Source organism: Collinsella aerofaciens, assembly GCF_001405375.1.
In the GTDB taxonomy this organism is placed as follows: Bacteria; Actinomycetota; Coriobacteriia; order Coriobacteriales; family Coriobacteriaceae; genus Collinsella; species Collinsella aerofaciens_F.
In genome coordinates, this window is record NZ_CYYP01000006.1 from 34,565 (window position 1) to 58,443 (window position 23,879).

The 23,879-nt window shown below is 59.5% G+C and carries 21 protein-coding genes; 12 read left to right on the top strand and 9 right to left on the bottom strand.

The genetic code is table 11. From position 1 onward, the window contains the following. The coding region (locus tag ARB25_RS04335; RefSeq protein ID WP_055286091.1) for a DUF47 domain-containing protein at window positions 1-469 on the bottom strand (469 nt) is incomplete at its 3' end. 67 nt (window positions 470-536) lie between these two features. After that, entirely contained in the window at window positions 537-1,586 is a 1,050-nt protein-coding gene (locus tag ARB25_RS04340; RefSeq protein WP_006234237.1) for an inorganic phosphate transporter, read from the bottom strand. A 250-nt stretch (window positions 1,587-1,836) separates the two neighbouring features. Here ARB25_RS04340 and ARB25_RS04345 point away from each other — a divergent pair, with 250 nt between their 5' ends. From ARB25_RS04345 to ARB25_RS04360, 4 genes are all read left to right on the top strand, one after another. Continuing rightward, window positions 1,837-2,175 (top strand): hypothetical protein, encoded by a 339-nt coding sequence (locus tag ARB25_RS04345; protein WP_156327678.1) that lies wholly within the window; start codon window positions 1,837-1,839, stop codon window positions 2,173-2,175. Between the two features lie 79 nt (window positions 2,176-2,254). After that, window positions 2,255-2,950, top strand: coding sequence for a Bax inhibitor-1 family protein (locus ARB25_RS04350; RefSeq protein ID WP_055286094.1), 696 nt, complete (start codon window positions 2,255-2,257; stop codon window positions 2,948-2,950). Between the two features lie 138 nt (window positions 2,951-3,088). Further along, entirely contained in the window at window positions 3,089-4,204 is a 1,116-nt protein-coding gene (locus ARB25_RS04355; protein ID WP_055286096.1) for a TIGR02452 family protein, read from the top strand. A 78-nt stretch (window positions 4,205-4,282) separates the two neighbouring features. Then, on the top strand, window positions 4,283-4,942 hold the full coding sequence (locus ARB25_RS04360) for an SGNH/GDSL hydrolase family protein (protein ID WP_055286098.1): 660 nt from the start codon (window positions 4,283-4,285) through the stop codon (window positions 4,940-4,942). A 334-nt stretch (window positions 4,943-5,276) separates the two neighbouring features. Here the strand turns inward: ARB25_RS04360 and thiD are convergent, their stop codons facing one another. Beyond that, window positions 5,277-6,107, bottom strand: a complete 831-nt coding sequence (gene thiD / locus ARB25_RS04365; RefSeq protein ID WP_055286100.1) for a bifunctional hydroxymethylpyrimidine kinase/phosphomethylpyrimidine kinase — start codon at window positions 6,105-6,107, stop codon at window positions 5,277-5,279. Window positions 6,108-6,289: 182 nt separating this feature from the next. Beyond that, window positions 6,290-7,624, bottom strand: a complete 1,335-nt coding sequence (thiC, locus tag ARB25_RS04370) for a phosphomethylpyrimidine synthase ThiC (protein WP_117820371.1) — start codon at window positions 7,622-7,624, stop codon at window positions 6,290-6,292. 171 nt (window positions 7,625-7,795) lie between these two features. Here thiC and ARB25_RS04375 point away from each other — a divergent pair, with 171 nt between their 5' ends. Further along, on the top strand, window positions 7,796-8,317 hold the full coding sequence (locus ARB25_RS04375; protein WP_006234163.1) for a hypothetical protein: 522 nt from the start codon (window positions 7,796-7,798) through the stop codon (window positions 8,315-8,317). Between the two features lie 134 nt (window positions 8,318-8,451). Here ARB25_RS04375 and ARB25_RS04380 read toward each other — a convergent pair whose 3' ends face one another. Further along, entirely contained in the window at window positions 8,452-9,261 is an 810-nt protein-coding gene (locus ARB25_RS04380) for a YaaA family protein (RefSeq protein ID WP_055286104.1), read from the bottom strand. A 100-nt stretch (window positions 9,262-9,361) separates the two neighbouring features. Further along, complete coding sequence (locus tag ARB25_RS04385; RefSeq protein ID WP_055286106.1) at window positions 9,362-10,759, bottom strand: aminopeptidase; 1,398 nt, start codon at window positions 10,757-10,759, stop codon at window positions 9,362-9,364. Window positions 10,760-10,925: 166 nt separating this feature from the next. Here ARB25_RS04385 and polA point away from each other — a divergent pair, with 166 nt between their 5' ends. Further along, window positions 10,926-13,673: a DNA polymerase I gene (gene polA, locus ARB25_RS04390; protein WP_055286108.1), complete on the top strand. Its 2,748-nt coding sequence runs from the start codon at window positions 10,926-10,928 to the stop codon at window positions 13,671-13,673. A gap of 276 nt (window positions 13,674-13,949) precedes the next feature. Here the strand turns inward: polA and ARB25_RS04395 are convergent, their stop codons facing one another. After that, on the bottom strand, window positions 13,950-14,777 hold the full coding sequence (locus ARB25_RS04395) for a Cof-type HAD-IIB family hydrolase (RefSeq protein WP_055286110.1): 828 nt from the start codon (window positions 14,775-14,777) through the stop codon (window positions 13,950-13,952). 554 nt (window positions 14,778-15,331) lie between these two features. Here ARB25_RS04395 and ARB25_RS04400 point away from each other — a divergent pair. From ARB25_RS04400 to ndk, 4 genes are all read left to right on the top strand, one after another. Further along, window positions 15,332-16,558 carry an argininosuccinate synthase gene (locus ARB25_RS04400; protein ID WP_055286113.1) on the top strand — a complete coding sequence of 409 codons (1,227 nt, stop codon included), beginning with the start codon at window positions 15,332-15,334 and terminating at the stop codon, window positions 16,556-16,558. A gap of 233 nt (window positions 16,559-16,791) precedes the next feature. Then, window positions 16,792-16,962, top strand: coding sequence for a hypothetical protein (locus ARB25_RS09980; RefSeq protein ID WP_156058436.1), 171 nt, complete (start codon window positions 16,792-16,794; stop codon window positions 16,960-16,962). Between the two features lie 118 nt (window positions 16,963-17,080). Then, entirely contained in the window at window positions 17,081-18,511 is a 1,431-nt protein-coding gene (gene argH / locus ARB25_RS04405) for an argininosuccinate lyase (RefSeq protein WP_055286114.1), read from the top strand. A 385-nt stretch (window positions 18,512-18,896) separates the two neighbouring features. Further along, on the top strand, window positions 18,897-19,301 hold the full coding sequence (ndk, locus tag ARB25_RS04410) for a nucleoside-diphosphate kinase (protein ID WP_006234152.1): 405 nt from the start codon (window positions 18,897-18,899) through the stop codon (window positions 19,299-19,301). A 151-nt stretch (window positions 19,302-19,452) separates the two neighbouring features. On the opposite strand, the gene rpiB is transcribed toward ndk, so the two are convergent. Next, window positions 19,453-19,920, bottom strand: a complete 468-nt coding sequence (rpiB, locus tag ARB25_RS04415; RefSeq protein ID WP_006234151.1) for a ribose 5-phosphate isomerase B — start codon at window positions 19,918-19,920, stop codon at window positions 19,453-19,455. 271 nt (window positions 19,921-20,191) lie between these two features. On the opposite strand from rpiB, the gene ARB25_RS04420 reads away from it, so the two are divergent. Continuing rightward, on the top strand, window positions 20,192-21,511 hold the full coding sequence (locus tag ARB25_RS04420) for an L-cysteine desulfidase family protein (RefSeq protein ID WP_055286116.1): 1,320 nt from the start codon (window positions 20,192-20,194) through the stop codon (window positions 21,509-21,511). Window positions 21,512-21,603: 92 nt separating this feature from the next. Here ARB25_RS04420 and ARB25_RS04425 read toward each other — a convergent pair whose 3' ends face one another. Continuing rightward, window positions 21,604-22,362, bottom strand: coding sequence for an HAD family hydrolase (locus ARB25_RS04425; protein ID WP_055286118.1), 759 nt, complete (start codon window positions 22,360-22,362; stop codon window positions 21,604-21,606). 315 nt (window positions 22,363-22,677) lie between these two features. Between ARB25_RS04425 and rpsA the strand changes: the two genes are divergently transcribed. Then, the gene (gene rpsA / locus ARB25_RS04430) at window positions 22,678-23,844 is read left to right on the top strand and encodes a 30S ribosomal protein S1 (protein WP_055286120.1); all 1,167 of its coding nucleotides are present in this window, start codon (window positions 22,678-22,680) and stop codon (window positions 23,842-23,844) included. The last annotated feature ends 35 nt before the right edge of the window (window positions 23,845-23,879 follow it).

Sequence of the window (23,879 nt, forward strand, 5' to 3'; positions counted from 1 at the left end):
GCTCGTCGGCTTCGGACTCGATGGTGTTGATCTGGATGACGAGTTCGCGCAGGGTCTTGGACTTGCGGTAGTTGGGCAGCTCGACCATCAGGTCTTTCATGGCGCGGCAGGCGTCAGTCACCTTGTGAGCGATGACGATGGCGTCGGGATGGATGCTCTGGATGTTGGTGAAGTAGACGCGCTGCACGACGCCCTCGATGCGGTCGAGCACGGTGTCGAGTGAGCAGCTCATCAGATCCAGATCCTCGCGCTCGAGCGGGGTGATAAAGGCGGTGAGCAAGGCGTCTTCGAGCTCGTGGTGCTTCTTGTCTGCCGCATGCTCAATCGCATGCATCTTATCGAGCATGTCGTGGATCTGCGCGGGGTCAAAGTTCTCAAAAATCTTGGTGAGCAGCTCGGCTGCCTGAACGGCGAGGTCGGCGCAGGCAACGTAGTTATCAAAGTAGAACGAATCGGGTTTCTTTGCCATGGGTGGGTCCTTTCGAGGCGAAGACGGGTGGGCGAAGTAATGCGGTCCGGATGGACGTTCGGTTTGACTAGAGGAACATCATGAACAGCTTGGCCATGACAAAGCTGATGAGTCCGCAGGCGGGGAAGGTGAAGAACCAGGTGAACATCATGTCTTTGACGACGCCGAAGTTGATGGCTGAGAGGCGCTTGACGGCACCGACGCCCATGATGGCGCAGGTCTTGATGTGTGTGGAGGACACGGGGATGCCGGTAAGGGTGGCAAGCAGCAGGTTTGCGGCGCCCGCCAGGTCGGCGGAGAAGCCCTGATACTTTTCGAGCTTGACCATGCTCTGGCCGACGGACTTGATGATGCGCTCGCCGCCCACGCTGGTGCCGATACCCATAGTGGCCGAGCACAGCAGCATAATCCAGATGGGGATGCCTGCATCGCCGACGCTCGTCTGGCCGCTGGCAAAGGCCACGCCTAAAAAGAGCACGCCGATGAACTTCTGTCCATCCTGCGCGCCGTGCATAAAGCTCATGGCCGCAGCGCTCGCGATCTGAGCGTATTTAAAGAAGACATTGGCACGTCGCCTGTTGGCGGCGGCGAAAAGAATCGAGACGAGCTTGCACAGGACCCAGCCCATGACAAAGCCCAGGCCGATGGAGAGCGCCAGGCCGTAGATGACCTTCATCCACTCGTGGACGTTGACGCTGCTCGCACCGCCGAGGGCGATGGCGGCACCGGTCAGGCCGGCGATAAGGCTGTGGCTTTGCGAGGTGGGGATGCCAAAACGCGACGCTGTGGCGCCGTAGACGACGATGGAGAACAGCGCCGCGCAGAGGCAGGCGAGCGCCATGGTGCTGTTTCCGCCAAAGTCGACGATATGTGAGATGGTGTTGGCGACGCTCGCGTTAAAGTGCGTCATGATGAGCACGCCGAGGAAGTTGAATGCGGCGCTCATGAGAATGGCGGCGCGGGCGGGCATGCAACGCGTAGTGACGCAGGTCGCGATGGCGTTGGGCGCGTCGGTCCATCCATTGACGAAGATGGCACCCAACGCGAGGATCACGGTGACGGCAAGGACTGGGTTCGACACAATTTGGCCGAGGAAGGTTGAGAACGTTACGTCCATATATGGGCTTTCTCGAAGTTTGCAGACACGTTACAAAAACATGATAAATCGTATCACCTCCTGCGGGTCTCTTTACCGAGTTCTGATGGGAGAAGTGGACTTTTTGGCACTAAAATTGAATATTAGCCCTGTTGACCGCGGGTGTTCTTTTTGCTAACACGCCATGCGGACACGTGCGATTACTACGACACTCCAAAACCACAGTCTGTTCGCTTTACAACATACAAACATGCGTTCGATAATAGGAGGCATGGAATATCGACAGACAGACGGCAAAACTCGGCGCGTGCACAAGCAGTATGTGGACGTCGTGGCCCGCATCCTCGCGGGCGGACAGGTCGTGCCGGTCACCGTCTGCTGGGTCGACGGCCGTTGTTTTACGATCGACGAAATTATCTCGACCACCGGGTTTGGCCTGATGGTCTACGGCATCCGTACGGCAACATATAAGGTGCGTTTTGGCGGGCACGCGACCGAGTTGTATCTGGAGGACCAGACGCGCGAGCGGGCAGACGGCTCGCAGGCACACGTGATGCGTTGGTGGGTCTGGGCCTTTGATCGTACGCTTGAGGGCGAGCGCCGTAGGTAAGGACGTGCGGCATTCGGGTACAATGGCAGGAATCTTGTCACCTACGGCGCTGTCGTGCGCTTTTTGAAAGGACGAACCTATGAACGATATCCAGGGCTATCAGAACGGCCCCGTCGAGAGCGGCGCAAGCCGCGCCAAGGAGATGTCGCCGCGCGCGTACAATCTCGCCATGTCTGCCCTGATCTTCTTGGGCTTTTGCGCCATGGGCGCCGGCGCCTACTTTACGAGCACCATGTCGTTTGCGCGCATGATGATGAGCGGCGCCGCTTTGCCGCTGGTCTTTGGCTCGTTTATTTTGACCATCGTCGGCATGGTCATGATGTCGGCCGCCGCCAGCAAGCAGTCCGTGGGCCTGTCCCTTGTGGGCTACGTAATCTTTGCGAGTACCTTTGGCCTGACCGCGTCGTTTGGCCTTGCCAACTACGACCTGCCCACCATCAACACTGCCTTTATCGCCACGGCCGCCATCACCTTTGTCTTTGGCGCCTTGGGCGTGACGTTCCCCAAGTTTTTCCAGCGCGTATATGGCATCGGTTTTGGCATTCTGCTCGCAACTATTCTGGTTGAGATCGTGCTGATGTTCATGGGCGTCTCGCAGACCATCACCGACCTGATCGTGATCGTGGTGTTCGCCGGGTTTATTGGCTATGACACCTATGTTGCCACGACGGTGCCGCCCACACTGCCCAATGCCGTGCTTATGGCCTCTAACCTGTTCGTGGATATTATCAACGTGTTTTTGCGCATTTTGAACATCCTCGGCCGTCGCGACTAGTGGCGAATTGCGGCGGTGCTTGCCGTGCGTGCAAATCGATGCGAAAGGCGGTCCTTCGGGGCCGTCTTTTTTGTACGCGGCGGGGTATCATGGATGGGAAAAGCCGATAGCGGCAGAGACCGAGAAAGGTGACCACTTATGGCAGACGTCGACAACAGGAACCGTAACCGCAGGTCCAACCGAGCGGGTCAGCCCAATCCCAAGCGCGAGGCCCGTGCCAAGGCCGCCGAGCGTCACGTGGCAACTGTGTCCGAAGCGTGCGCCAAGGATATCGAGCGTTCGCTTGCCGGTGTTCGCGAGTTTGACGGTATGCCTGCCGGCTTTGTCTCGGCGATGAAGGCCAAGGTTCAGAGTGCTGTGGCCACCGAAGAACAGGTTGCCGAGGACGTCGAGGGCGCGGAGGCTGCCGAGGTCGAGGCAGCGCTCGAGCCCGTCGAGGAGCCTGCCGAGGAAATCGCCGAAGCTGAGTCCGCGCCTGCTGAGGAGCCTGCTCCGGTTCTGCCCGAGGTCACCGTGCTCGATGCCTCCACCACGCAGGCCATCTTGGACAACGGTCGTGGCTATGCGCAGTTCTGCGACATGGCCGTGCTCGCCTTTGCCTCGTTCACCAATCCGGGCGGTGGCTATATTCAGGGTTATCTGGGCCAGGAGGCCACGCTGTGCGCCGATTCGTATCTGTACAACGTTCTCGATAAGCAGCGCAAATGGTACGGCGAGAACCGTCGCCGCAACATCAACTGCGAGCTTTACCGAAACCGTGCGCTGGTGGTGCCTGCGGTGCGCTTCGACCGCAACCACGTGCATGCATACGCCGACGTGATCGTGGCCGCCGCGCCCAACGTTAAGCGCGCCCGCCAGGAGTATCGCGTGAGCGACGATGCTCTGCTGGATGCCCTGCGCGACCGCATTCGCTTTGTGCTTGCCATCTGCGACGAGCTGGGTCGCGAGAAGCTCGTGCTGGGCGCTTGGGGCTGCGACAACAACGGCTTTGACGCAGAGGCCGTGGCCGAGCTCTTCCGCAAGGAGCTCGCGTCGGGCGACTTTAAGGTCAAGCAAGTCTTCTTTGCCGTGCCTTCTACGCGCTGGGATGAGGATTTTGCCAAGTTCGAGCACGTGCTGGCAAACTTCCCCGAGCGCAACGAGGAGTCCTATGCCCAGGTTGCCGCTCGCGCTGCGGCAGCTCGCGCCGCCGAGCAGATCCAGGCTGCTACCGAGGATGATGAGGACGAGGACGACTGGCGCAAGTACCTGTAATCGGCACGTGCTGACAGATGGGTCGAGCCGGCGGGAGAGGCTGCTTCCGTCGGTTTTTTACTGAGCGAGGGGCTTACGATGAAAAACGTTCTATGCTTTGGCGACAGCAACACCTATGGTTACGATCCGGCGGGCATGCGCGACGGCACCGCGGTGCGCTATGCGCAGGATGTGCGCTGGTGCGGCGTGGCCCAACGTGACTTAGGCGAGGGCTGGCATGTAATTGAAGAAGGCCTCAACGGCCGCACGACGGTACGCGACGACATGTGCCATCTGAACACCAATCTTAACGGCATCCGCGCACTGCCGATGCTGCTCGAGGCCCATAAGCCGCTGGATGCGATCGTTATTATGCTGGGAACCAACGATTGCAAGACGGTCTTTGGTGTGACGGCCTCCGATATTGCCCGTGGCACCATGGCACTGATTCGCGCGGTGCGCGCATTTCCCTGGACCAATGCCGCGCCCTGCCCGCGTATTCTGCTGATGGCGCCTATCAAGATCAAGCCGCAAATCGCCGATGTATATATGACCGATTTTGACGAGCGTTCCGTCGAGGCCTCGGAGCATTTTGCTGAATACTATGCGCACGTAGCCGAGCAGTTTGGCTGCGACTTTTTGAATGCAGCGGAGTTTGCCGAGCCGGGCGATATCGATTATCTGCACATGATGCCCGAAAGCCATGAGAGCCTGGGTCACGCCGTGGCAGCCAAGCTCCAAGAGATGCTCGGTGAGTAGCACGGCCCCAAACCACCACAATAGTTCTCCTTGCGGTGGCTTGTTTCGTTGATTTGTCTTGATCTGTAACAGTTGTAAGGCCGAAAACGGGCTAGATGTTACAGATTGAGATTATTTTAGGTCGATATCGGTCGTTTGTCTCGATCTGTAACATCTAGGGTCGATTTTGCCGAGTTAATGTTACACATCGAGATTATCTTCTCAATGGAATTTGGATGTCTCGATTTGTAACAGGTGGGCCGAAAAATGGACTCTAACTGTTACAGATCGAGATGTTTGTGGGAACCACCGCAAAGGTGCCTGTCCCCTTTGCGGTGGCTTTGGACTGCGAATCTTAATACTGCCACATGTGGTTGACGGGGCCGGAGCCTTTGCCCATGTCAAAGCCGGCGGCCAGAGCGCCGGTTAGGTAGGCCTTGCCGGCGTTGACGGCGTCGGCAAGATCCATGCCCTGAGCCAGCGCGCAGGCGATGGCGGACGAGAGCGTGCATCCGGTGCCGTGCGTGTTGTCGGTCTCGATGCGCTTGTGGCGGAACCACGTGGTGAGTGGATCTCCCAGATGGTTGCCCTCGTCATCGAGTGGCGCGGGTTCGGCCAGTACATCGTTGGCCTCGTTGACAAGATGCCCACCCTTAACGAGGGATGCGCAACCAAAGCGGCGGGTGAGGAGCATGGCAGCATTTTGCTGCGTGCGCTCGGAGTCGACCTCATAGTCGAGCAGTGCCATGGCCTCGGGAATATTGGGCGTGATAACCGTCGCTAGCGGGAACAGGCGGCGGGTGAGCGCCTCGGCGGCATCTTCGGCAATCAGCCGCGCGCCCGAGGTGGCGACCATGACGGGGTCGACGACCACGTTCGTTGCGTTCCAGGCGCTCAAGCGGTCGGCGATGACTTCGATAATCTCGACAGAAGAAACCATGCCGATCTTGACGGCGCTGGGGCGGATATCGTCAAAAACGGCGTCAATTTGCGCGGCTACGATATCTGGCGAGATATCCTGCACGGCGGTAACGCCCAGGGTGTTTTGCGCTGTGATGGCGGTGATGGCCGTCTCGGCATACAGGCGGTGCGCCGTGATGGTCTTGATGTCGGCCTGAATGCCGGCGCCACCGCTGGAATCGGATCCCGCGATGGACAGGACGGCAGGTACCTTACTACGATCCATGTTCGCTCCCTTGTTCGGTCGGAATCAAATGGGTCTTTAAGCCAGCATTATAAAGATGCCCGGGCCGACTCTATGCCGAACCCGGGCGGGCGATGCAATCTCTACGCAAGTGTAAGTAAATGTTCACAAGTCAACAATTGACAGGCACCAGCTCGCCGCCAGAAGCGGCCGCGGCGACAGGGTTAGTCCTCCATGCCGAGGTCGATCGTGGTGCCCTCGAAGATCTTGTTGACGGTGCGGACGGCGCACATCTTGCCACACATGGTGCAAGTGCCCTCGGTGGCGGCGGGGGACTCCTCGTAGCGCTTCTTGCCCGTAACCGGGTCGAGCGCGCACTTCCACATGGCGTCCCAGTCGAGCTTGCGGCGTGCCTGGCCCATCTTGTCGTCCATGTCGCGGGCGTGGGGCACCTTTTTGGCGATGTCGGCGGCGTGTGCGGCAATCTTGGTGGCCATGAGGCCGTCGAGCACGTCCTGGGCGTTGGGCAGGCACAAGTGCTCGGCCGGCGTCACGTAGCACAGGAAGTCGGCGCCGGAGCTGGCGGAGATAGCGCCGCCGATGGCAGCGGTGATGTGGTCGTAGCCCACGCCGATATCGGTCACCAGCGGCCCGAGCACATAGAACGGGGCGTTGTGGCACAGGCGCTTCTGCAGTTTCATGTTGGCGGCGATCTCGTCGAGCGCCATGTGGCCCGGACCCTCGACCATAACCTGGACGCCGGCGGCCCATGCGCGCTTGCACAGCTTGCCCAGCTCGATCATCTCGGCGGTCTCGGTGGCGTCGTTGGAGTCGTAGAGGCAGCCCGGGCGACAGGAGTCGCCGAGCGAAATCGTCACGTCGTACTCGTGGCAGATTTCGAGCAGCTCGTCGTAGAACTCATAGAACGGGTTCTCGTTACCGGTGACCTCCATCCAGCCAAACAGCAGCGAGCCGCCGCGGCTCACGATGTTCATGAGGCGGCCGGTCTCCTTAAAGGTCTTTGTGACCGACTTGTTGATGCCGCAGTGGATGGTCATAAAGTCCACGCCGTCCTCGGCGTGCGCGCGCACGACCTCGAACAGGTCGTCCTTGGTAAGCTTGACCAGCGGCTTTTCCATGTAGCCGATGGCGTCGTACATGGGGACGGTACCTACCATGAGCGGCGTCTCGTCGATGAGCTGCTGGCGGAACTGGCGCGTCTTGCCCGAGTTGGAGAGGTCCATGATGGCGTCGGCGCCAAAGTCCTCGGCGATCTTGACCTTCTTCCATTCCTCGGCGGCATCGGCCTTGTCGCCCGAGATGCCCAAGTTCACGTTGACCTTGGTGGACAGGCCCTCACCGACGCCAAAGGCGCGCATGCCTTTTTTGATGTGCACGATGTTGGCAGGAATGGCGATGCGGCCGTCGGCCACGCGCTCGCGGATGTACTCGGGGTCGCGATGCTCGCGCTCGGCGACCTCCTTCATCTGCGGTGTGATCTGCCCGGCGCGGGCGAAGTCGATTTGCGTGACGAGCTTGGGCTCGGTCTGTGTGCTCATTGGCACGGCTCCCTTCGTTGGCATTACCCATATCAGGTTTGCGGGTCAGGGCGGGCGCGCCCAATCTCAGCCTGCCGTCTTGTCCTGCAAGCCCCCCGTTTATGTAATGGGCTCAAGTATAGCTCGAATGGGTACGATTGGCCTAACGAGCGTGCCTGTGAGGAGGCGAACATGGAAGACAAGCATCTATATCGAGAGACGCAATGGGATGTATCGGCCGAGGAAAGCCGTGCGCACCATGGCCTTGTCGCGATTGGTTTTGCGGTGCTTGCCGTGCTGGTGATTGCCTTTTGTATCTGGACGTTTGGTGGTCGCGGCGGCGCTGCATGGGAGTTCGAGGCTGATGATAGCCTACCGATTATGACGGTGAGGAGTACTGGCGGTAATGCCAATACGCTCGCCGTTCCGGGCGATTATTGGTACCCGTGCGATGAGTTTGTGCAGTTGCAGCTGAGTGGTGGGTCTATTCCTGGTGAGGAAATCGAACGCGTGACGTATGATGCGACGTTCAAAACGTTGACGGTGAAGCTCAAAGATCAAGGGGATGTGCCCACGACGATGGATATCGCGCTGACGGAATGGCGCCTGGAGCCCCCGTCGGGTGTTGCGGTGTCCGAGGTCGAGCACGTCAAGATTGTCTATCAGGACGGTTCGACAAACGGGATTGCAAAGGCCGACGGTCTAGCAGAATAGGTGTCGAGCCTAGCAGCCAATTCATAAAAGTTGCGGTGGAATAGTTCCTGATTGTGCGAAAAAGGCTCAAATAGGAATTATTCCACCGCAAGTTATATAGAGAAGGCTGAGCGGGTCAGTGTTGGGTGCCGGCTCTAGAGCATCTGTTCGTTGATGAACATGAGGGTGCCTAGGTATGAGAGCTCGGGGACGTGGCGATAGCCGATGTTGAATGCGGTAAGTTCGCTTGCATCCTCGAGCTTGTTTTCTGCCATCCACCGCACCATGGAGCCGCGCGCCTTTTTGCTGGCGGTCGACCGTTGGATGGGCTTCCCGTTGCGGATACCCTCGCCAAAGAGGCACGTGACGGCTGTGGCGTCGCCCGCGAGGTGGGGCAGAACGGCTTTGGCATACTCTACGCTGGCGAGGTTGACGATCGTGGTGTTTGAACCTGCCGGGGCGATAGCCCGCGCGAGCTTATCGCTCCAAAATGCGTAGAGGTCTCGGGCACCGTCGACGACAAGCTTCGCGCCCATCTCCAGCCGATACGGTTCGACGGCATGAAAGGGACGAACGCACCCGTAGAGGCCGGAGAGGATCCACAGATGGTCTTGCAGCCATGCGAGCTGCGCGGAATCCATCACCTCGGGTGCCATGCTCTGGTATTGAATGCCGTGATAGGACATGGCGGCAGGGGAGAGGTGACGGGCGAGTGCGGGATTGTCGAGATCGCCGCTTTTCAGGATGGGCCCGAACTCATGCAGGGTGTTGAGGCAAGGTCCCAGCAGTTTGTCACTCACGTTCCACAGCGCCTGCAGGCCGCCGCTGCCTTCATTCCGCTCGATATCTAGCAGTGCGCGGTGGAGGCGAGCCGTCTCGCGCACAAAGGGTGGGATGCCCAGGACTTCAAAAGCATCTTGGGCCGCGCGCATCTGCTTGGCGGGCGAAATGATGACCTGCAGCATGGGCTCTCCTCTGCCAAAAAAGTTGCGGTGGAATACGGTCTGTTTTGGCTGTTTATGGGCCAGTTTAGTCCGTATTTCACCGCAACTGATGAAGGGTTGGTTAGGCTCGCTCGATGAAGGCCTTGTAACCGCGATATGCCTCGTAGATGTCGGCCTTGTTGGCGACCTCCCACAGGGCGTGCATGGACAGGACGGCAACGCCGGAGTCGATGACGTTCATGCCGTACTTGGCCATGATGTAGGCGATGGTGCCGCCGCCACCAGCGTTGACGCGGCCGAGCTCGCAGGTCTGGAAGTCCACGCCGGCCTCGTCCATGATGTCGCGGACGAGGGCCACATACTCGGCGTCGGCGTCGTTAGAGCCGCCCTTGCCGCGGCTGCCCGTGTACTTGTTAAAGCACAGGCCGCGACCCATGAAGGCGGCGTTCTTGGTCTCGAACTTGCCGGCATAGCCCGGGTCGAAGCCGGCGGACACGTCGGAGGAGAGCATACGGCTGCGGGCGAGCGCGCGGCGCAGAGCCAGCGGGCTGTCCTCGCCGGCGAGCATCATGATCTCGGCGACGGTGTTCTCGAAGAAGCGACTCGTCATGCCGGTGGCACCCACGGAACCGATCTCCTCCTTGTCGACGATGAGCGTGATGCTCGTGCGCTCCACGTTGGTGACGTTGATCTGGGCGAGCATGGAGGGGTAGGCACAGACGCGGTCGTCATGGCCATAGCCCAGAATCATGGAGCGGTCGAGGCCCATGTCGCGGGCGGGGCCGGCGGGCACGACCTCGATCTCGGCGGAGAGGAAGTCCTCCTCCTCGACGTCGTACTGCTCCTTGAGGATATCCAGGAACATCTGCTTGACGGGCTCCTTGGGGGCGTCCTTGTCGTCCTCATCGAACTTGACGGGACGGCCGCCCACGATCACGTCGAGGATCTCGGCGTCGACGGCGTCTTTGGCAGGCTTAGACATCTGCTCGCTCGAGAGATGGATCAGCAGGTCGGAGATGGTAAAGACCGGATCGTCCGCCTTGTCGCCGATATTGATGTCGACGGTGGTACCGTCCTTTTTGCAGATGACGCCCACGAGTGCGAGCGGGGAGGCTACCCAGTGGTAGCTCTTGACGCCGCCGTAGTAGTGCGTGTCGAGATAAGCCATGTCGCCGGCCTCGAAGGCGGGGTTCTGCTTAAGGTCCAGGCGCGGCGAGTCCACGTGCGCGCCCAGGATGTTAAAGCCCTGCTCGAGCGGGGCGGTGCCCAGATTGACGAGCATAAGGTCCTTGCCGTGGTTAGCGGCATACACCTTGTCGCCTGCCTTAAGCTCGCGGCCTGCGGCGATTACGGTCTCCAGGTCGACGTATCCCGCCTCCTCGGCCATCTTGATGCCGGCCTTGACGCACAGGCGCTCGGTCTTGTTCTCACTCAAAAACTGCTTATAGCCGCGGCAAAGCTCCTCGAGCTCCTCGATTTGCTGTGGCGTGTACTTTTTCCATGCGCAGGGACGCTCCATGACGCAGGCTCCTTTCGGATCGATCGTGCTGGTTGATGTACCGTGAGCCATCGTATCACGCGCGGGCTCACGGTGGCGGGGGAGCTTGATGTGAGGTGGCCGCGGGGCGGGGAGCGTGTAAACTGGAGTGAGCAAACCGTGCCCAGCCCAAAGCGAGGTATTCAATATGTCTGACAAGCGCCGCACCTTTGCCGTTATCGACGGCAACTCGCTCATGCATCGCGCCTTCCACGCCGTGCCGCCGACCATGAACGCGCCGGACGGTCGCCCCACCAACGCGATCTTTGGCTTTCTGAACATGTTTCTCAAGATGATCGATGCCTTTAACCCCGACGGCGTCGTCGTGGCGTTTGACAAGGGTAAACCGCGCGTGCGCATGGAGATGCTGCCGCAGTATAAGGCGCAACGCCCGCCCATGGACCCCGATCTGCATGCGCAGTTCCCTATGATTAAGGAGCTGCTCGCCGCGCTCAACGTGCCGATTCTGCAGTCCGAGGGCTGGGAAGGCGATGACATCCTGGGAACCATGGCGCGCCTGGGTGAAGAGGCCGGCTGCGACATGCTACTGGTGACCGGCGACCGCGACATGTATCAACTCGTGACCGAGCACGTCAACGTGGTCTCGACCCGCAAGGGCCTGTCCGACGTGGCGATTATGACGCCCGAGAGCGTGGACGACCTGTATCACGGCATTACGCCGGCGCTCGTGCCCGATTTTTACGGTCTAAAGGGCGATACGTCCGACAACATCCCCGGTGTACCGGGCATCGGTCCCAAAAAGGCGAGTGCGCTCATTGCGAAGTACGGTAGCCTGGACGAAGTCATCGCGCATGCCGATGAGGTCAAGGGCAAGATGGGCGAGAACCTGCGTGCACACATCGATGACGCACTACTGAGCCGCAAGGTTGCGACAATTCGCACCGATGCGCCCGTCGAGCTCGACTTTGAGGCGACGTCCTTCCCGGCGTTTTCTGCCGATGAGGTTTCCGCGGCGCTGGGTACGCTTGGTATCACCGCCATGCAGAACCGTTTCTTGGCGCTGATCGGCGGCGAGGGCGGGGCTGCTGCCTCCAGTGTGTTTGAGATACCTGCTATGGTTCGCGCAGCCGCCGGCGATGCCGACGCGCTTGGTGCCGTTGCGGCTGAGGTCTCCCGCGCGATTGATGCCGGCGAGTGGGTCGCCGCCGTGGTGGACGACGACAAGGAAGAGGGCGCGCTCTTTGGGCTGACGCGCACGCTGTGGTTGGCGACGTCCAAGGGCCTGTTCGCGCTCGAGGAGGGCGACAGCTGTGCGGCGGCTGAGGTTGAGGGCTTCAACTTCGCTCACGGTGTGATCGCCGGCGTGCTTGCGAGCCTGTTTATGGAGGGCCGCGTGGCGAGCCCGGATACGAAAGCGCTGCTGCACGAGCTTTCGCCCATCGATTCTTCTGAGCCCGAGCTCATGGATCCGCTCGCTGCCGATTCCACGCGTATCTTCGATACCGTGGTCGCTGCCTATCTGCTGGATTCCGATCGCTCCGAGTTCGATGAGGCATATCTGGCCGATACCTATCTGCAGATGGCGTTGCCTGCGGCGCGCGGTGCAGAGGGTGCTGGTGAGGACGCTCCGGCGCCTGCCGCCCGTACTGCGGCTCTGACGCTGGCGCTCGTGGCGCCGTTGCGCGAGTGTATGGCCCGTGAGAACGCCGCCAACGTGTTCGATGGCATCGAGATGCCGCTCGTTCCGGTACTTGCCAAGATGGAGCGCGCGGGCATGCTCGTGGACCCCGACCGCCTGCACAGTCTGTCCGAGGGTCTGGCGACCCAGATCACCGAGGCCGAACGAAGCATTCGCGACCTTGCCGGTGACGAGACCTTTAACATCGGCAGCCCCATGCAACTTTCGCATGTGCTCTTTGATGTGATGGGCCTTCCGACCAAGGGTCTCAAAAAGACCAAGCGCGGTTACTATTCGACCAATGCCAAGGTACTGAGTGATCTTGCCCGTGACCACGAGATTGTTCGTTTGATCTTAGACTGGCGCGAGAAGTCCAAGATCAAGTCAACCTATCTGGACACGTTGGGCCCGCTGCGCCGCGGTGACGGTCGTGTGCACACCACGTACAACCAGACCATCACCGCGACGGGGCGTCTGTCTTCGAGCGACCCTAATCTGCAAAACATTCCGACGCGCTCGGAGCTGGGGCGTACCGTCAAGACGGCGTTTTCGGCAGGCGAGGGAAGCGTCTTTTTGGCGGTGGACTACTCGCAGATCGAGCTGCGTCTGCTGGCACATCTCTCGGGTGACGAGCACTTGGTGCGCGCCTTTAACGAGGGCGAGGACTTCCATGCCGAGACGGCGGCGCGCGTGTTTGGTGTGCCGGTGTCCGAGGTAACGCCCGACCTGCGCAGTCGCGCCAAGGCCGTGAACTTTGGCATCGTGTATGGCCAGCAGGCCTACGGCCTGTCGCAGTCGCTGCATATCTCGATGGCCGAGGCGCGCGACATGATCGACCGCTACTACGAGGCCTACCCGGGCGTGCGTACGTTCCTCGACAACGTGGTGGCACGCGCCAAGCAGACGGGCTACGCCGAGACCATGTACGGCCGCCGTCGTCATATTCCGGAGCTCAAGGCCAAAAACCCGCAACTCCGCGGCTTTGGCGAGCGCACGGCCATGAACCATCCCATGCAGGGCACCGCAGCAGACATCATCAAGATCGCCATGGTCCGCGTAAGTCGTCGCCTGGAAGAAGAAGGCTTTGCCGCCCACATGATCTTGCAGGTACACGACGAACTGGACTTTGAGTGCCCCGTCGACGAAGTCGAGCGCCTAACCACCATGGTCCGCGACGTCATGGAACACGTAGTAGACCTCCGCGTCCCCCTAATCGCCGAAGCCAGCACCGGCATAACCTGGGCCGACGCTAAATAGGGAAGCATCCACAATTCCAAAGTAACCAAAACCAGAAGGGGGCTCCTTGCCAACAAGGAGCCCCCTTCATTCCAAAAAAATCAGCCAAGTATCTAGACGCCAAGACGCCATCCAGGCGGCAAGCAAGTCACCGCAGGACCTGGCCGGGCGAGGCGGGTAAGTTTTTCGTAGATTCCGCACGAGCCGGAAAGCACTTAATGTGCTTTCCGAGCGAGCCCAGGACCTGACCGAGCGAAAAACTTACCCGCCTCGCCCGGCCAGGTCCGATGAGCTACGTTAACGAGCCGCCAAGATGGCGTCGATGAGCGTCAGTACGCCCCCGTCGTTGTTGCTCGGAATGCGCCACTTGGCGTGCGCGTTCATGTGCTCCTCGGCATTGTCCACGATAAAGCTGTGACCGACGCGCTCCAGCATGGGGATGTCGTTGTACGTATCGCCCACGGCGGCGGCGTCGGCGATATCGATGCCCAGGTGTTCGCACAGGTGCGCGACGCCGGCGCCCTTGTCGACGCCCAGGTTCATAAAGTCGATCCACTCGCGCCCGGCGTTGGTGACGTAGAGCTTGTCCGAGAACTCGGGGCTATAGGTCTCGCGGAAAGCGGGCTCGGCGTCGTAGCCGGGGAAGAAGACCGAAATCTTGTTGGACTCGAAATCAATGCCCTCAAAGCTGTCGACGTAGTTGATTGTGTTGTAGTAGACGCTGATCTCGTCGTGGTATTGATGGTCGCGGGCAAGCACGTAGAACTCGTCGAAGCAGCACAGGACGGGGACAGCGCGAGGATCCTCCGAGGCACGGCTCAAGACCTGCTGATACAGCTCCACGTCAATATTGCTCTTATAGATATAGCTGCCGCGATAGATCACGCACGCTCCGTTGTCGGGACAAAAAGCAAGGCGGTTTTTGATGCCCTCGAACATCTCCTCGAGCTTGGGGGCGGGACGTCCGCTGGCGGGGCAGAATACGATGCCGGCGTCGGCGAGCTTGTCCAGGCGCTCATCAAGACCCTGGGGCAGCACACGCTCGTCGGTCAGCAGCGTCTTGTCCATATCGACGGCGAGAATCTTAATGTTGCCGATGTTGGCGTCCGATTCGTAAGTTTGCATAAAAATGCGCCTTTCGTTTCGAGATTGTTTCAGACGTTATAATCATCAACTAGTAGTCGAGCGTATTTTCGCAGGAATGGTGCGTATTTGCACCACGCTTCACAAAGTAATGAAAAAACTTTTCAGAAATTTGAATTTGTCGCTTGTGCTGCGGGCACTTTAGCGTAATATAGCGACCATCGAAAACGGAGACGGAAAAACAACCGCTTACCGAGTAAAAGGTACCGTTTACGATATTTGAATTGCGCCCGGCGATAGGTGAAAGGAGAGGCAGATGCAGTTCGTAAAGATCATCACCACTGCAGACAATGCCATCCGACGCCAGCGCGCAATTTCCCGACGACGATAACAATCGTCTCTGTCCGCATGGGGCGAATTGCCTCAACAGAGTCATTTTGAGGTCGTTGGGTTTTAGCACGACATTGCTGCATGTTTCTAGGGCATGTATGTGCTGATTTTTGCTATTTAACCTGATATTGCACGGTTTTTGACCTCAAAGTGACTTGCAACTGACCGATGTTCTAATTAGCTACCAAGGGCGAAAGGAAACAGCCATGAGCAAGGAAAAAGTCGTTCTCGCATATTCCGGTGGTCTTGATACATCCGTATGTGTCAAGTGGCTCCAGGACGAGAAGAATCTCGATGTCGTTTGCGTCTGCGGCAACGTGGGCCAGGAGGAGACCGGCCTGGATGCCAAGAAGCAGAAGGCGCTCGACCTGGGCGTTCTCGATTGCCAGGTGCTCGACCTGCGCGACGAGTTCTCCGATGAGTTCCTGACTAAGGCCATCGCCGCAAACTCCATGTACGAGAACAAGTACCCGCTGCTCTCCGCCCTGTCTCGCCCGCTGCTCGCCAAGAAGCTCGTCGAGGTCGCTCACGAGTTTGGCGCGACCTACGTCGCCCACGGCTGCACCGGCAAGGGTAACGACCAGGTTCGTTTTGAGGCTGCCGTCAAGGCCCTCGACCCCGAGCTTAAGGTTATCGCCCCGGTTCGCGAGTGGGATCTGAAGTGCCGTCCCGATGAGGTCGCCTATGCTCACGCCCACAACGTGCCGGTTCCCGAGGGTGCCAACGACAACCCCTATTCCATCGACGACAACCTGTGGGGTCGTGCCATTGAGTGCGGCCACCTGGAGGATCCCTGGAATGAGCCACTCGACGACGCCTGGATTATGACCAAGAATCCCGAGGACACGCCCGATACCCCGACGTATATCGAGATTGAGTTTGAGGCCGGCAAGCCCGTCGCCGTCGACGGCAAGAAGATGAAACTCTCCGAGATCGTCATCGCCCTCAACAAGATTTCGGGCGACAACGGCTTTGGCCGTCTCGACCTGGTTGAGGACCGTCTGGTGGGCCTCAAGAGCCGCGAGTGCTATGAGGTTCCCGGAGCCCTGACGCTCATCACCGCCCACAAGGCACTCGAGGACATTTGCGTCGAGGGCGACCTGCTCAAGACCAAGATTAAGCTCGAGCAGGATTGGGCCACCGCCGTGTACAACGGCCAGTGGTACAGCCCGCTCAAAAACGCGCTCGATGCCTTTATGGCCGATACCCAGAAGTTCGTGACCGGCACTGTTCGTCTGAAGTTCTTTAAGGGCAACTGCCATGTCGTCGGCCGCAAGAGCCCCTTCAGCCTCTACGACTACGGTCTGGCTACCTACGACCGCGACACCACGTTTGACGAGAAGGCCAGCGCCGGCTTTATCGAGATCGATACGCTGTCGCTCAAGACGTGGGCAAAGGTCCAGGGCCCCAGCTCTGCTGCCGCCCAGGCCTAGCGCCTCCTTCCCTTGGTATCCGCGCGGCCCATCCGCGTGATACATAACGGGCGCACGGGGTCCCTACCTTTCGTTATGCTTGCTGACACTTCTTAACATCGGTGGCCCCTACGTTCCGCCCGCATATATGATGCCGCGTCTGCGGCTGAGTCCGAGCCCCGCCGGGGTTGTCCGGCGGGGCTCCTTCTATCAATTTGGCGGCTCTGCGCCTATATATATGAGGAGTATCCATTATGTTCAATGCTATCGCGCATGCTTTACTTGCCCTCGCGCCCGAGTTCGATGCTGCAAAGGTCGAGGATGTCCCTATGAGCCTGAAAGCCTGGATCGATGGTTCGCAGGGCAACATCCGGAGGGAGACGTTGGGCGCCAAGTGCATGGCGCGTCACTTCTTTGCAAATTAGCTACATGGCACCGCACACGGTGGGGAATGTGTAAAACTAGCGGTTGGTAAATCGCTTTAGCGACAGGGCACATTGCTTTGGGCGCTTCGTTTGGTATTTGATGAAAGGGGACGATCCCATGGCTCTTTGGGGCGGTCGTTTTGAGGCAGGCGTGGCCGAGGTCACGCAGGAGTTTGGCGCGTCGCTGCCGGCCGACAAACATCTCTATAAGCAGGATATCGCAGGCTCTAAGGCGCATGCCAAAATGCTGGCGGCCCAGGGCATCATCAGTGCCGAGGACGAGCAGGCGATTGCCGAGGGCCTGACCGGAATCGAACAGGATATCGATGCCGGCAACTTCACCTTCGACATCAACGACGAAGACATTCATATGTCCATCGAGAGCGAGCTGACGCGTCGCATCGGCGAGGCCGGTAAGCGCTTGCATACCGGACGTTCGCGCAACGACCAGGTGGCGACCGACACGCGCCTGGGCGTCAAGGCGCTGGCCAAGGAGCTCATGGAGGCCAATCTTGAGCTGCGCCATGTGCTGGTGGATGCGGCTAAGAAGTACGACAAGGTGATTCTGCCGGGTTACACGCATATGCAGCATGCTCAGCCCGTGCTGCTGTCGCATCATCTGCTGGCGTATTCCTGGATGTTCGCGCGCGACTTTACACGCTTGAAGGCCGCCTTTGATGCCGCCGACAACTGCCCGCTGGGTGCTGCCGCGCTTGCCGGTACGAGCTATCCGCTCGATCGCCAGATGACGGCTGCCGAACTTGGCTTTGCGGGCGTGATTCCTAACTCACTCGATGCTGTTTCCGACCGTGATTTCCTGCTCGATCTGCATTACGCTGGCTCCGTCATGGCCATGCACCTGTCGCGTCTTTCCGAGGAGATCGTGCTGTGGTCGAGCTCCGAATTTGGCTTTATCACGCTTTCAGACTCCTACTCCACCGGCTCGTCCATCATGCCGCAGAAGAAGAATCCCGACTTTGCCGAGCTTATTCGCGGCAAGAGCGGCCGTGTCTATGGCAACCTGGTGCAGCTGCTCGTGACCATGAAGGGCCTGCCGCTTGCTTATAACAAGGACTTGCAGGAGGACAAGGAGGGCGCGCTCGATACCGCGCATACGCTCATGCAGTGCCTGTCGGTTATGGCCGGAATGATTTCGACTTGGACCGTCAACGAGGATGCCATGGCGCGCGAGTGCGGCGTGGGGCACCTTGCCGCTACCGATGTTGCCGATTACCTGGCCAAGCGTGGCCTGCCGTTCCGCGAGGCACATGCCGTGGTGGGGCATCTGGTTCTGATGTGTGAGAAGCGCGGCTGCAATCTTGAGGACCTGCCGTTTGAGGTGTTCCAGGAGGCAAGCCCGCTCTTTGAGCACGACATTACCGAGGCGCTCGACATCCCGTCGATTGTCGCCGCGCGCACGACCGAGGGCGGCACCGCCCCTGCCGCCGTTGCCGTGCAGCTGCAGCGTGCCGAGGCGCAACTCGTGGTCGACGAAGGTGTGTTTGGATCGCTAACCAAGGTCGTCGAGATGGGTCACGGGGCAAAGTAGAGGTTTGGCTGAAGACGTATTGTCCATTTATTGATAAATCGTTTTCGCTTTACGGGCGCCTGCTGATGTGGGAGCCCGTATTTTGTTGCTATGGGGGAGGGGCTTGTCGAGAACTTCTGTAGGACCTTTGGGCAGGTTGTGAAGGGGATACGTTCGCGGGCGGCAACCGACCGCCTGCTCTGTTCGGCGCGGTTGATGGGCGGTCGGATGGTACTCTAATCGGGCTTCGAAACAGAAGTGACACATATGGAGCGCTTTAATAAATTGCAACGTTTCAATAAACAGCTTTTTGTTTAACTGCAGCTAAAACTCTGTTACGATGCAGTCCAGGCGGGTGCCGGAATGGGACTTGGGCACGCGCGAACCTACTTGAAAGGCTACTTTTATGGCTATCGAGAAGACCTTCATCATGATTAAGCCCGACGCCGTGCGCGACCGCAAGATCGGCGAGATCGTTGCTCGCATTGAGCGCAGCGGCCTTGTCATCGAGCGCATGGAGATGACCACGCTCGAGCGCGCTACCGTCGAGGAGCACTACGCCCATCTGGCCGACAAGCCCTTCTTTGGCGGTCTCTGCGACTTTATGACGAGCGGTCCGGTCGTCAAGATGGTCGTTTCCGGTCTCTCCGCTGTTGCTAAGATGCGCACCCTCATGGGCGCTACTAATCCGCTTGACGCTGCTCCTGGTACCATCCGCGGCGACTTTGCCGTCGATGTCAACGCCAACGTGATCCACGGCTCCGACTGCCTGGAGAACGCCGAGATTGAGATCAAGCGCTTCTTTGGCTAAACCAGCTTTGACTCCTTAAAGCTGTTAGCGTGTGGCTTGGGCGCCGCGGAACTCCATCCGCGGCGCCCTTTTATTCCAAAATCTATGAAGGGGCCCGCTCGGTCATGAGTTCCGAGCGGGCCCCTGCTGTTAGCTTGTGGCACTGAGTGGTTTAGGCCTCGTCGACGACCTTGAGGCCGCGCGTGTGATCGATCTCGTTGAGGAGGTTAACGCGACGCTCGTGACGGCCGCCCTCAAACTCGGCGTCGAGCCACTCGTCGACGATCATCTTAGCGAGCTCGGAGCCCACGACACGGGCACCAAAGGCGAGCACGTTGGTGTTGTTGTGCATGCGGGAGAGCTTGGCGCTGAAGGGCTCGGAGCACACGACGGCGCGTACGCCCTCGACCTTGTTGGCAGCCAGGCTAATCCCGACACCGGTGCCACAGATGAGGATGCCCAGGTCGACGTCGCCGTTGGCAACGGCCTTACCCACCTTGTAGCCGGCGATGGGGTAGTCAAAGCTCTCGGAGGTGTCGGTGCCAAAGTTCACGACCTCGCAGCCGCGCTCCTTCAGGTGCTCGGAGATGATGTTCTTGAGCTCGACGGCGGCGTGGTCGTTGCCGATACCAATCTTCATGAGTGGTTCCTCTCTGGTCTGTGCGGCGCAAATGCTAAAGGTTTTACCGCGTTCGACTGCATGATAGCGCGACTTTTGCGTAAACGCTCGGGCGTTTTTTGGTCAAACGCTTTAGCATGCAACAAGACCGGCTTCTCATGAATGAATGCTGTCAGTTTGTGCTTGAGCGCCGTCCGCCGGAACCATGGTTGCAGTTTTTGATGCATTGTTATCAAATAAAGGAGCTAACTATTTTTGAGAGCCAAGCCCGTTATGCAAGCAGGAGATACCTATGCCTACCGATTCCCTTCGTGATGCCGCGTTTTGCGATGTTTTGAACCGCGAGCTTGTCTGTGCACTCGGCTGCACCGAGCCCATTGCCGTTGCCTATGCAGCAGCGCTGGCGAGCCAGACGCTCGGTTACGAGCCCGATCATATGGATGTTGCCTGCTCGGGCAACATCATCAAGAACGTTAAGAGCGTGACCGTGCCCAACTCGGGCGGTATGCACGGTATTGAAGCCGCGGCCGTGCTGGGTGCAGTGGGCGGCGACGCCAAAAGCGCGCTCGAGGTGCTCGAGAGCGTTAACGATGAAGACCGTGCTCGCGTGGCCGAGCTCCTCGCCGACGCCGACTACTGCGATGTATCGCTTGTCGAGGGTGTGCCCAACCTCTACATCAAGGTGACTGCCACGGCCGGGGGCCATACCGCGGTCGTCGAGATTACCGACCACCACACCAATGTCACGTGCCATACCCTCGACGGTATTCCGGTGTGCGGCAAGTCGGCGGGGGAGTGTGCCGCCTGCGCCGAGCGCGTCGTGGCCGAGCGGGCGGCAGATAACGCCGACACGCCCATGTCGATCGAGACCATCATCGACTTTATCGAGGACGGTGACATTGAGGACGCCCGTGCTGCCGTTGAGCGTCAGATTGAGCTGAATGGCGCAATCAGTGCCGAGGGCCTTGCGCACGCTTGGGGCGCCGAGGTGGGCCGTACGCTGCTGGGTGCACGTGCCGATGACGTCGCCTGCCGTGCCCGCGCCCGTGCAGCCGCCGGGTCCGACGCCCGCATGAACGGCTGCGCGCTGCCGGTCGCCATTGTGTGCGGCTCGGGCAATCAGGGCATTACCTGCGCGCTGCCCGTTATGGAGTATGCCGAGTATCTGCGCTGCGACCACGATCGCCTGGTGCGCGCCGTGATGCTGTCCGATCTTATCGCTGTGCATATCAAGAGCTATATTGGTGCGCTCTCGGCGTTTTGCGGTGCTATTTGTGCCGCGTGCGGCGCCGGCGCTGCGATTACCTGGCTGTGCGGTGGTACGCGCGAGCAGATTGGCGCGACGGTCTCGAACACGCTCGGCAACGTTGGCGGCATCGTGTGCGATGGCGCCAAGGCAAGCTGTGCCGCCAAGATTTCCGCTGCCGTCGATGCGGCGATTTTGGGCCACGATATGGCCATGCAGGGCCGTGGCTTCCGTGCCGGCGAGGGCCTGATCCAGGATACCGTCGAGCAGACAATCGCCAGCATGGGCTACGTGGGCCGTGTGGGCATGAAAGATACCGACGTCGAGATCCTCAACATCATGATCGGCAAAACCCAGGTCTGCTAGATATTAAGTTGCGGTGAGATAGTTCCTAAAATTACCCGGGTGAGGGGCAAACAGGAACTATCTCACCGCAACTGCGCTAGATGTTCTGGCGCCTACGATAGTTCGTCGGCTATTTGGTGCTCGTAGAAGGCCTCGATTACGGCGTTAAAGTCGCGGGCGAAGTCTTCCATGGTTCCGCGCCAGGTGGCTCGGCTGGGCTTGCCTTGGCCCACAAAGGCGGTTTGGATGCCGCAATCGGGGGACGGGAAGTCGCGTTTGGGATCGTTGCCCACCATAAGGACCTCGTGTGGCTCGAGTCCCATCACCTGAAGCTGCTCTAGATAGTAGGTGGCATCGGGCTTGCAGCGGGTGGTGTTTCCCATGTGCGTGACGAGCTCAAAGGGGGCGTCGGCCAGGTCGCCCCAGCCCATGCGGCACTCGATGGCCCCTTGGGGAAAGCTGGGGTTGGTAAAGAGCGCGCAACGCAGCCCTGCGTCCTGTACGGCCTGGAGCGCGGCGTGTGCGCCCGGCATGGCGTGGGCGTTGATGACATCGTCGTTCTTGTACGGAAGAACTTCGCGGTCATAGTAGGTAAACGCCTCGTAGATGAGGGGATCGGAGAGGCGGATCCCGCATCGGCGCTCGACCTCTTCTTGGTAAAACTCAAGATTGGTGCGGTTGTCCGTGCCGCTGCGGCGATTGGCGTTGAGGTCGACTAGGATGGTGCCGAGGCGTGCCATCGTGCCACCGCGGCTGCGGCGCCCGATATCCGCGAGCATCGAAGAGACATCCTTAAAATAGCGAAGGATGAACGCGTTGAGGTTGATGCTGAGAAGCGTCTCGTCCATATCGAAAACGACTGCTTTGAGCACGCGGGCACCTTTCTCGAAAAATCGATCTAGAATCGTTGGCTCCGGATACTTTACCCCAAAGCCGAATGCCTAGCTGGTTATCGTCAAGTTGCGGAGACGTGTGTTCATAAGATTACGAAAAAGTCTCCACACGAGTAAAAAATCGCAGTTCACGCTTGAAATCGAACTCATTTCCCCGTAACCTATACGAACGTGATTGCATAAGCGTCACATTAGTATCTGTCGGCTCCCGAGTGTTCCTAAACGTTGTGTGCTTGTCGCACCCTTCTGTAGGTCCTAGCAATCGGGGCCCCGTAGTTCGAAAGGGGTCCACCTTTGAGTGAGATTCAGAACTCGTCCATTTTCTCTCTTGACGATGTCAACGAGGAGGAGATGAACAACCTCATCGACGGTACGATTACCGACTTTGATGAGGGCGATCTCGTTAACGGCACTGTCGTTAAGATCGAGCATGACGAGGTGCTCGTTGACATCGGATTCAAGTCCGAGGGCGTTATCCCGGTCCGCGAGCTGTCCATCCGCAAGGACGCTAACCCTGCAGACATCGTTGCACTCGGTGATCCCATCGAGGCTCTGGTTCTCCAGAAGGAGGACAAGGACGGTCGTCTGGTCCTGTCCAAGAAGCGTGCCGAGTACGAGCGTGCTTGGAACCGCATCGAGGAGAAGTTCAACTCCGGCGAGAACGTCGAGGGCGAGGTTATCGAGGTTGTCAAGGGCGGCCTGATCCTCGACATCGGCCTGCGTGGCTTCCTGCCCGCTTCCCTCGTCGACCTCCGTCGCGTCAAGGACCTCACCTCCTACATGGGCACCCGCATCGAGGCCCGCGTCATCGAGATGGACCGCAACCGCAACAACGTCGTCCTCTCCCGTCGCGTCGTGCTCGAGGAGTCCCGTAAGGCCGAGCGCTCCGAGATCCTGTCCAAGCTCAAGTCTGGTATGCGTCTCCAGGGCACCGTTTCCTCCATCGTCGACTTCGGCGCCTTCGTCGACCTCGGCGGTATCGACGGCCTCATCCACATCTCCGAGCTCTCCTGGAACCACGTCAACCATCCTTCCGAGGTTGTCAAGGTCGGCCAGGAGGTCGAGGTCGAGGTTCTCGACGTCGATCTCAACCGCGAGCGCATCTCCCTGGGTCTCAAGCAGACCACCGAGGATCCGTGGCGCGCACTGGTCAAGAAGTACCCCGTCGGCGCTATCGTCGAGGGCACTGTGACCAAGCTTGTCCCGTTCGGCGCTTTCGTCGACCTGGGCGAGGGCATCGAGGGCCTGGTGCACATCTCCGAGATGGCCAACAAGCACGTCGATCAGCCTTCTCAGGTCACCCATGTGGGCGACAAGGTTCAGGTCAAGGTCATGGAGATCGACCTCGACCGTCGTCGTATCTCCCTGTCCATGAAGTCCGCTGCTGAGACTCTGGGTGTCGAGATCGAGGTTACCCCGCTGCCTTCCGAGAAGAAGGACGAGGAGGCCGACGCCGAGTAAATCGGTTTGACGATCACTTGTTTTAAGGGACCCGT

Bases quoted from the DNA above. Each gene is read 5' to 3' on its own strand.
- ARB25_RS04340 (WP_006234237.1), bottom strand. From the start codon at position 1,586: ATGGACGTAACGTTCTCAACCTTCCTCGGCCAAATTGTGTCGAACCCA.
- ARB25_RS04345 (WP_156327678.1), top strand. From the start codon at position 1,837: ATGGAATATCGACAGACAGACGGCAAAACTCGGCGCGTGCACAAGCAG.
- ARB25_RS04350 (WP_055286094.1), top strand. From the start codon at position 2,255: ATGAACGATATCCAGGGCTATCAGAACGGCCCCGTCGAGAGCGGCGCA.
- ARB25_RS04355 (WP_055286096.1), top strand. From the start codon at position 3,089: ATGGCAGACGTCGACAACAGGAACCGTAACCGCAGGTCCAACCGAGCG.
- ARB25_RS04360 (WP_055286098.1), top strand. From the start codon at position 4,283: ATGAAAAACGTTCTATGCTTTGGCGACAGCAACACCTATGGTTACGAT.
- thiD (WP_055286100.1), bottom strand. From the start codon at position 6,107: ATGGATCGTAGTAAGGTACCTGCCGTCCTGTCCATCGCGGGATCCGAT.
- thiC (WP_117820371.1), bottom strand. From the start codon at position 7,624: ATGAGCACACAGACCGAGCCCAAGCTCGTCACGCAAATCGACTTCGCC.
- ARB25_RS04375 (WP_006234163.1), top strand. From the start codon at position 7,796: ATGGAAGACAAGCATCTATATCGAGAGACGCAATGGGATGTATCGGCC.
- ARB25_RS04380 (WP_055286104.1), bottom strand. From the start codon at position 9,261: ATGCTGCAGGTCATCATTTCGCCCGCCAAGCAGATGCGCGCGGCCCAA.
- ARB25_RS04385 (WP_055286106.1), bottom strand. From the start codon at position 10,759: ATGGAGCGTCCCTGCGCATGGAAAAAGTACACGCCACAGCAAATCGAG.
- polA (WP_055286108.1), top strand. From the start codon at position 10,926: ATGTCTGACAAGCGCCGCACCTTTGCCGTTATCGACGGCAACTCGCTC.
- ARB25_RS04395 (WP_055286110.1), bottom strand. From the start codon at position 14,777: ATGCAAACTTACGAATCGGACGCCAACATCGGCAACATTAAGATTCTC.
- ARB25_RS04400 (WP_055286113.1), top strand. From the start codon at position 15,332: ATGAGCAAGGAAAAAGTCGTTCTCGCATATTCCGGTGGTCTTGATACA.
- ARB25_RS09980 (WP_156058436.1), top strand. From the start codon at position 16,792: ATGTTCAATGCTATCGCGCATGCTTTACTTGCCCTCGCGCCCGAGTTC.
- argH (WP_055286114.1), top strand. From the start codon at position 17,081: ATGGCTCTTTGGGGCGGTCGTTTTGAGGCAGGCGTGGCCGAGGTCACG.
- ndk (WP_006234152.1), top strand. From the start codon at position 18,897: ATGGCTATCGAGAAGACCTTCATCATGATTAAGCCCGACGCCGTGCGC.
- rpiB (WP_006234151.1), bottom strand. From the start codon at position 19,920: ATGAAGATTGGTATCGGCAACGACCACGCCGCCGTCGAGCTCAAGAAC.
- ARB25_RS04420 (WP_055286116.1), top strand. From the start codon at position 20,192: ATGCCTACCGATTCCCTTCGTGATGCCGCGTTTTGCGATGTTTTGAAC.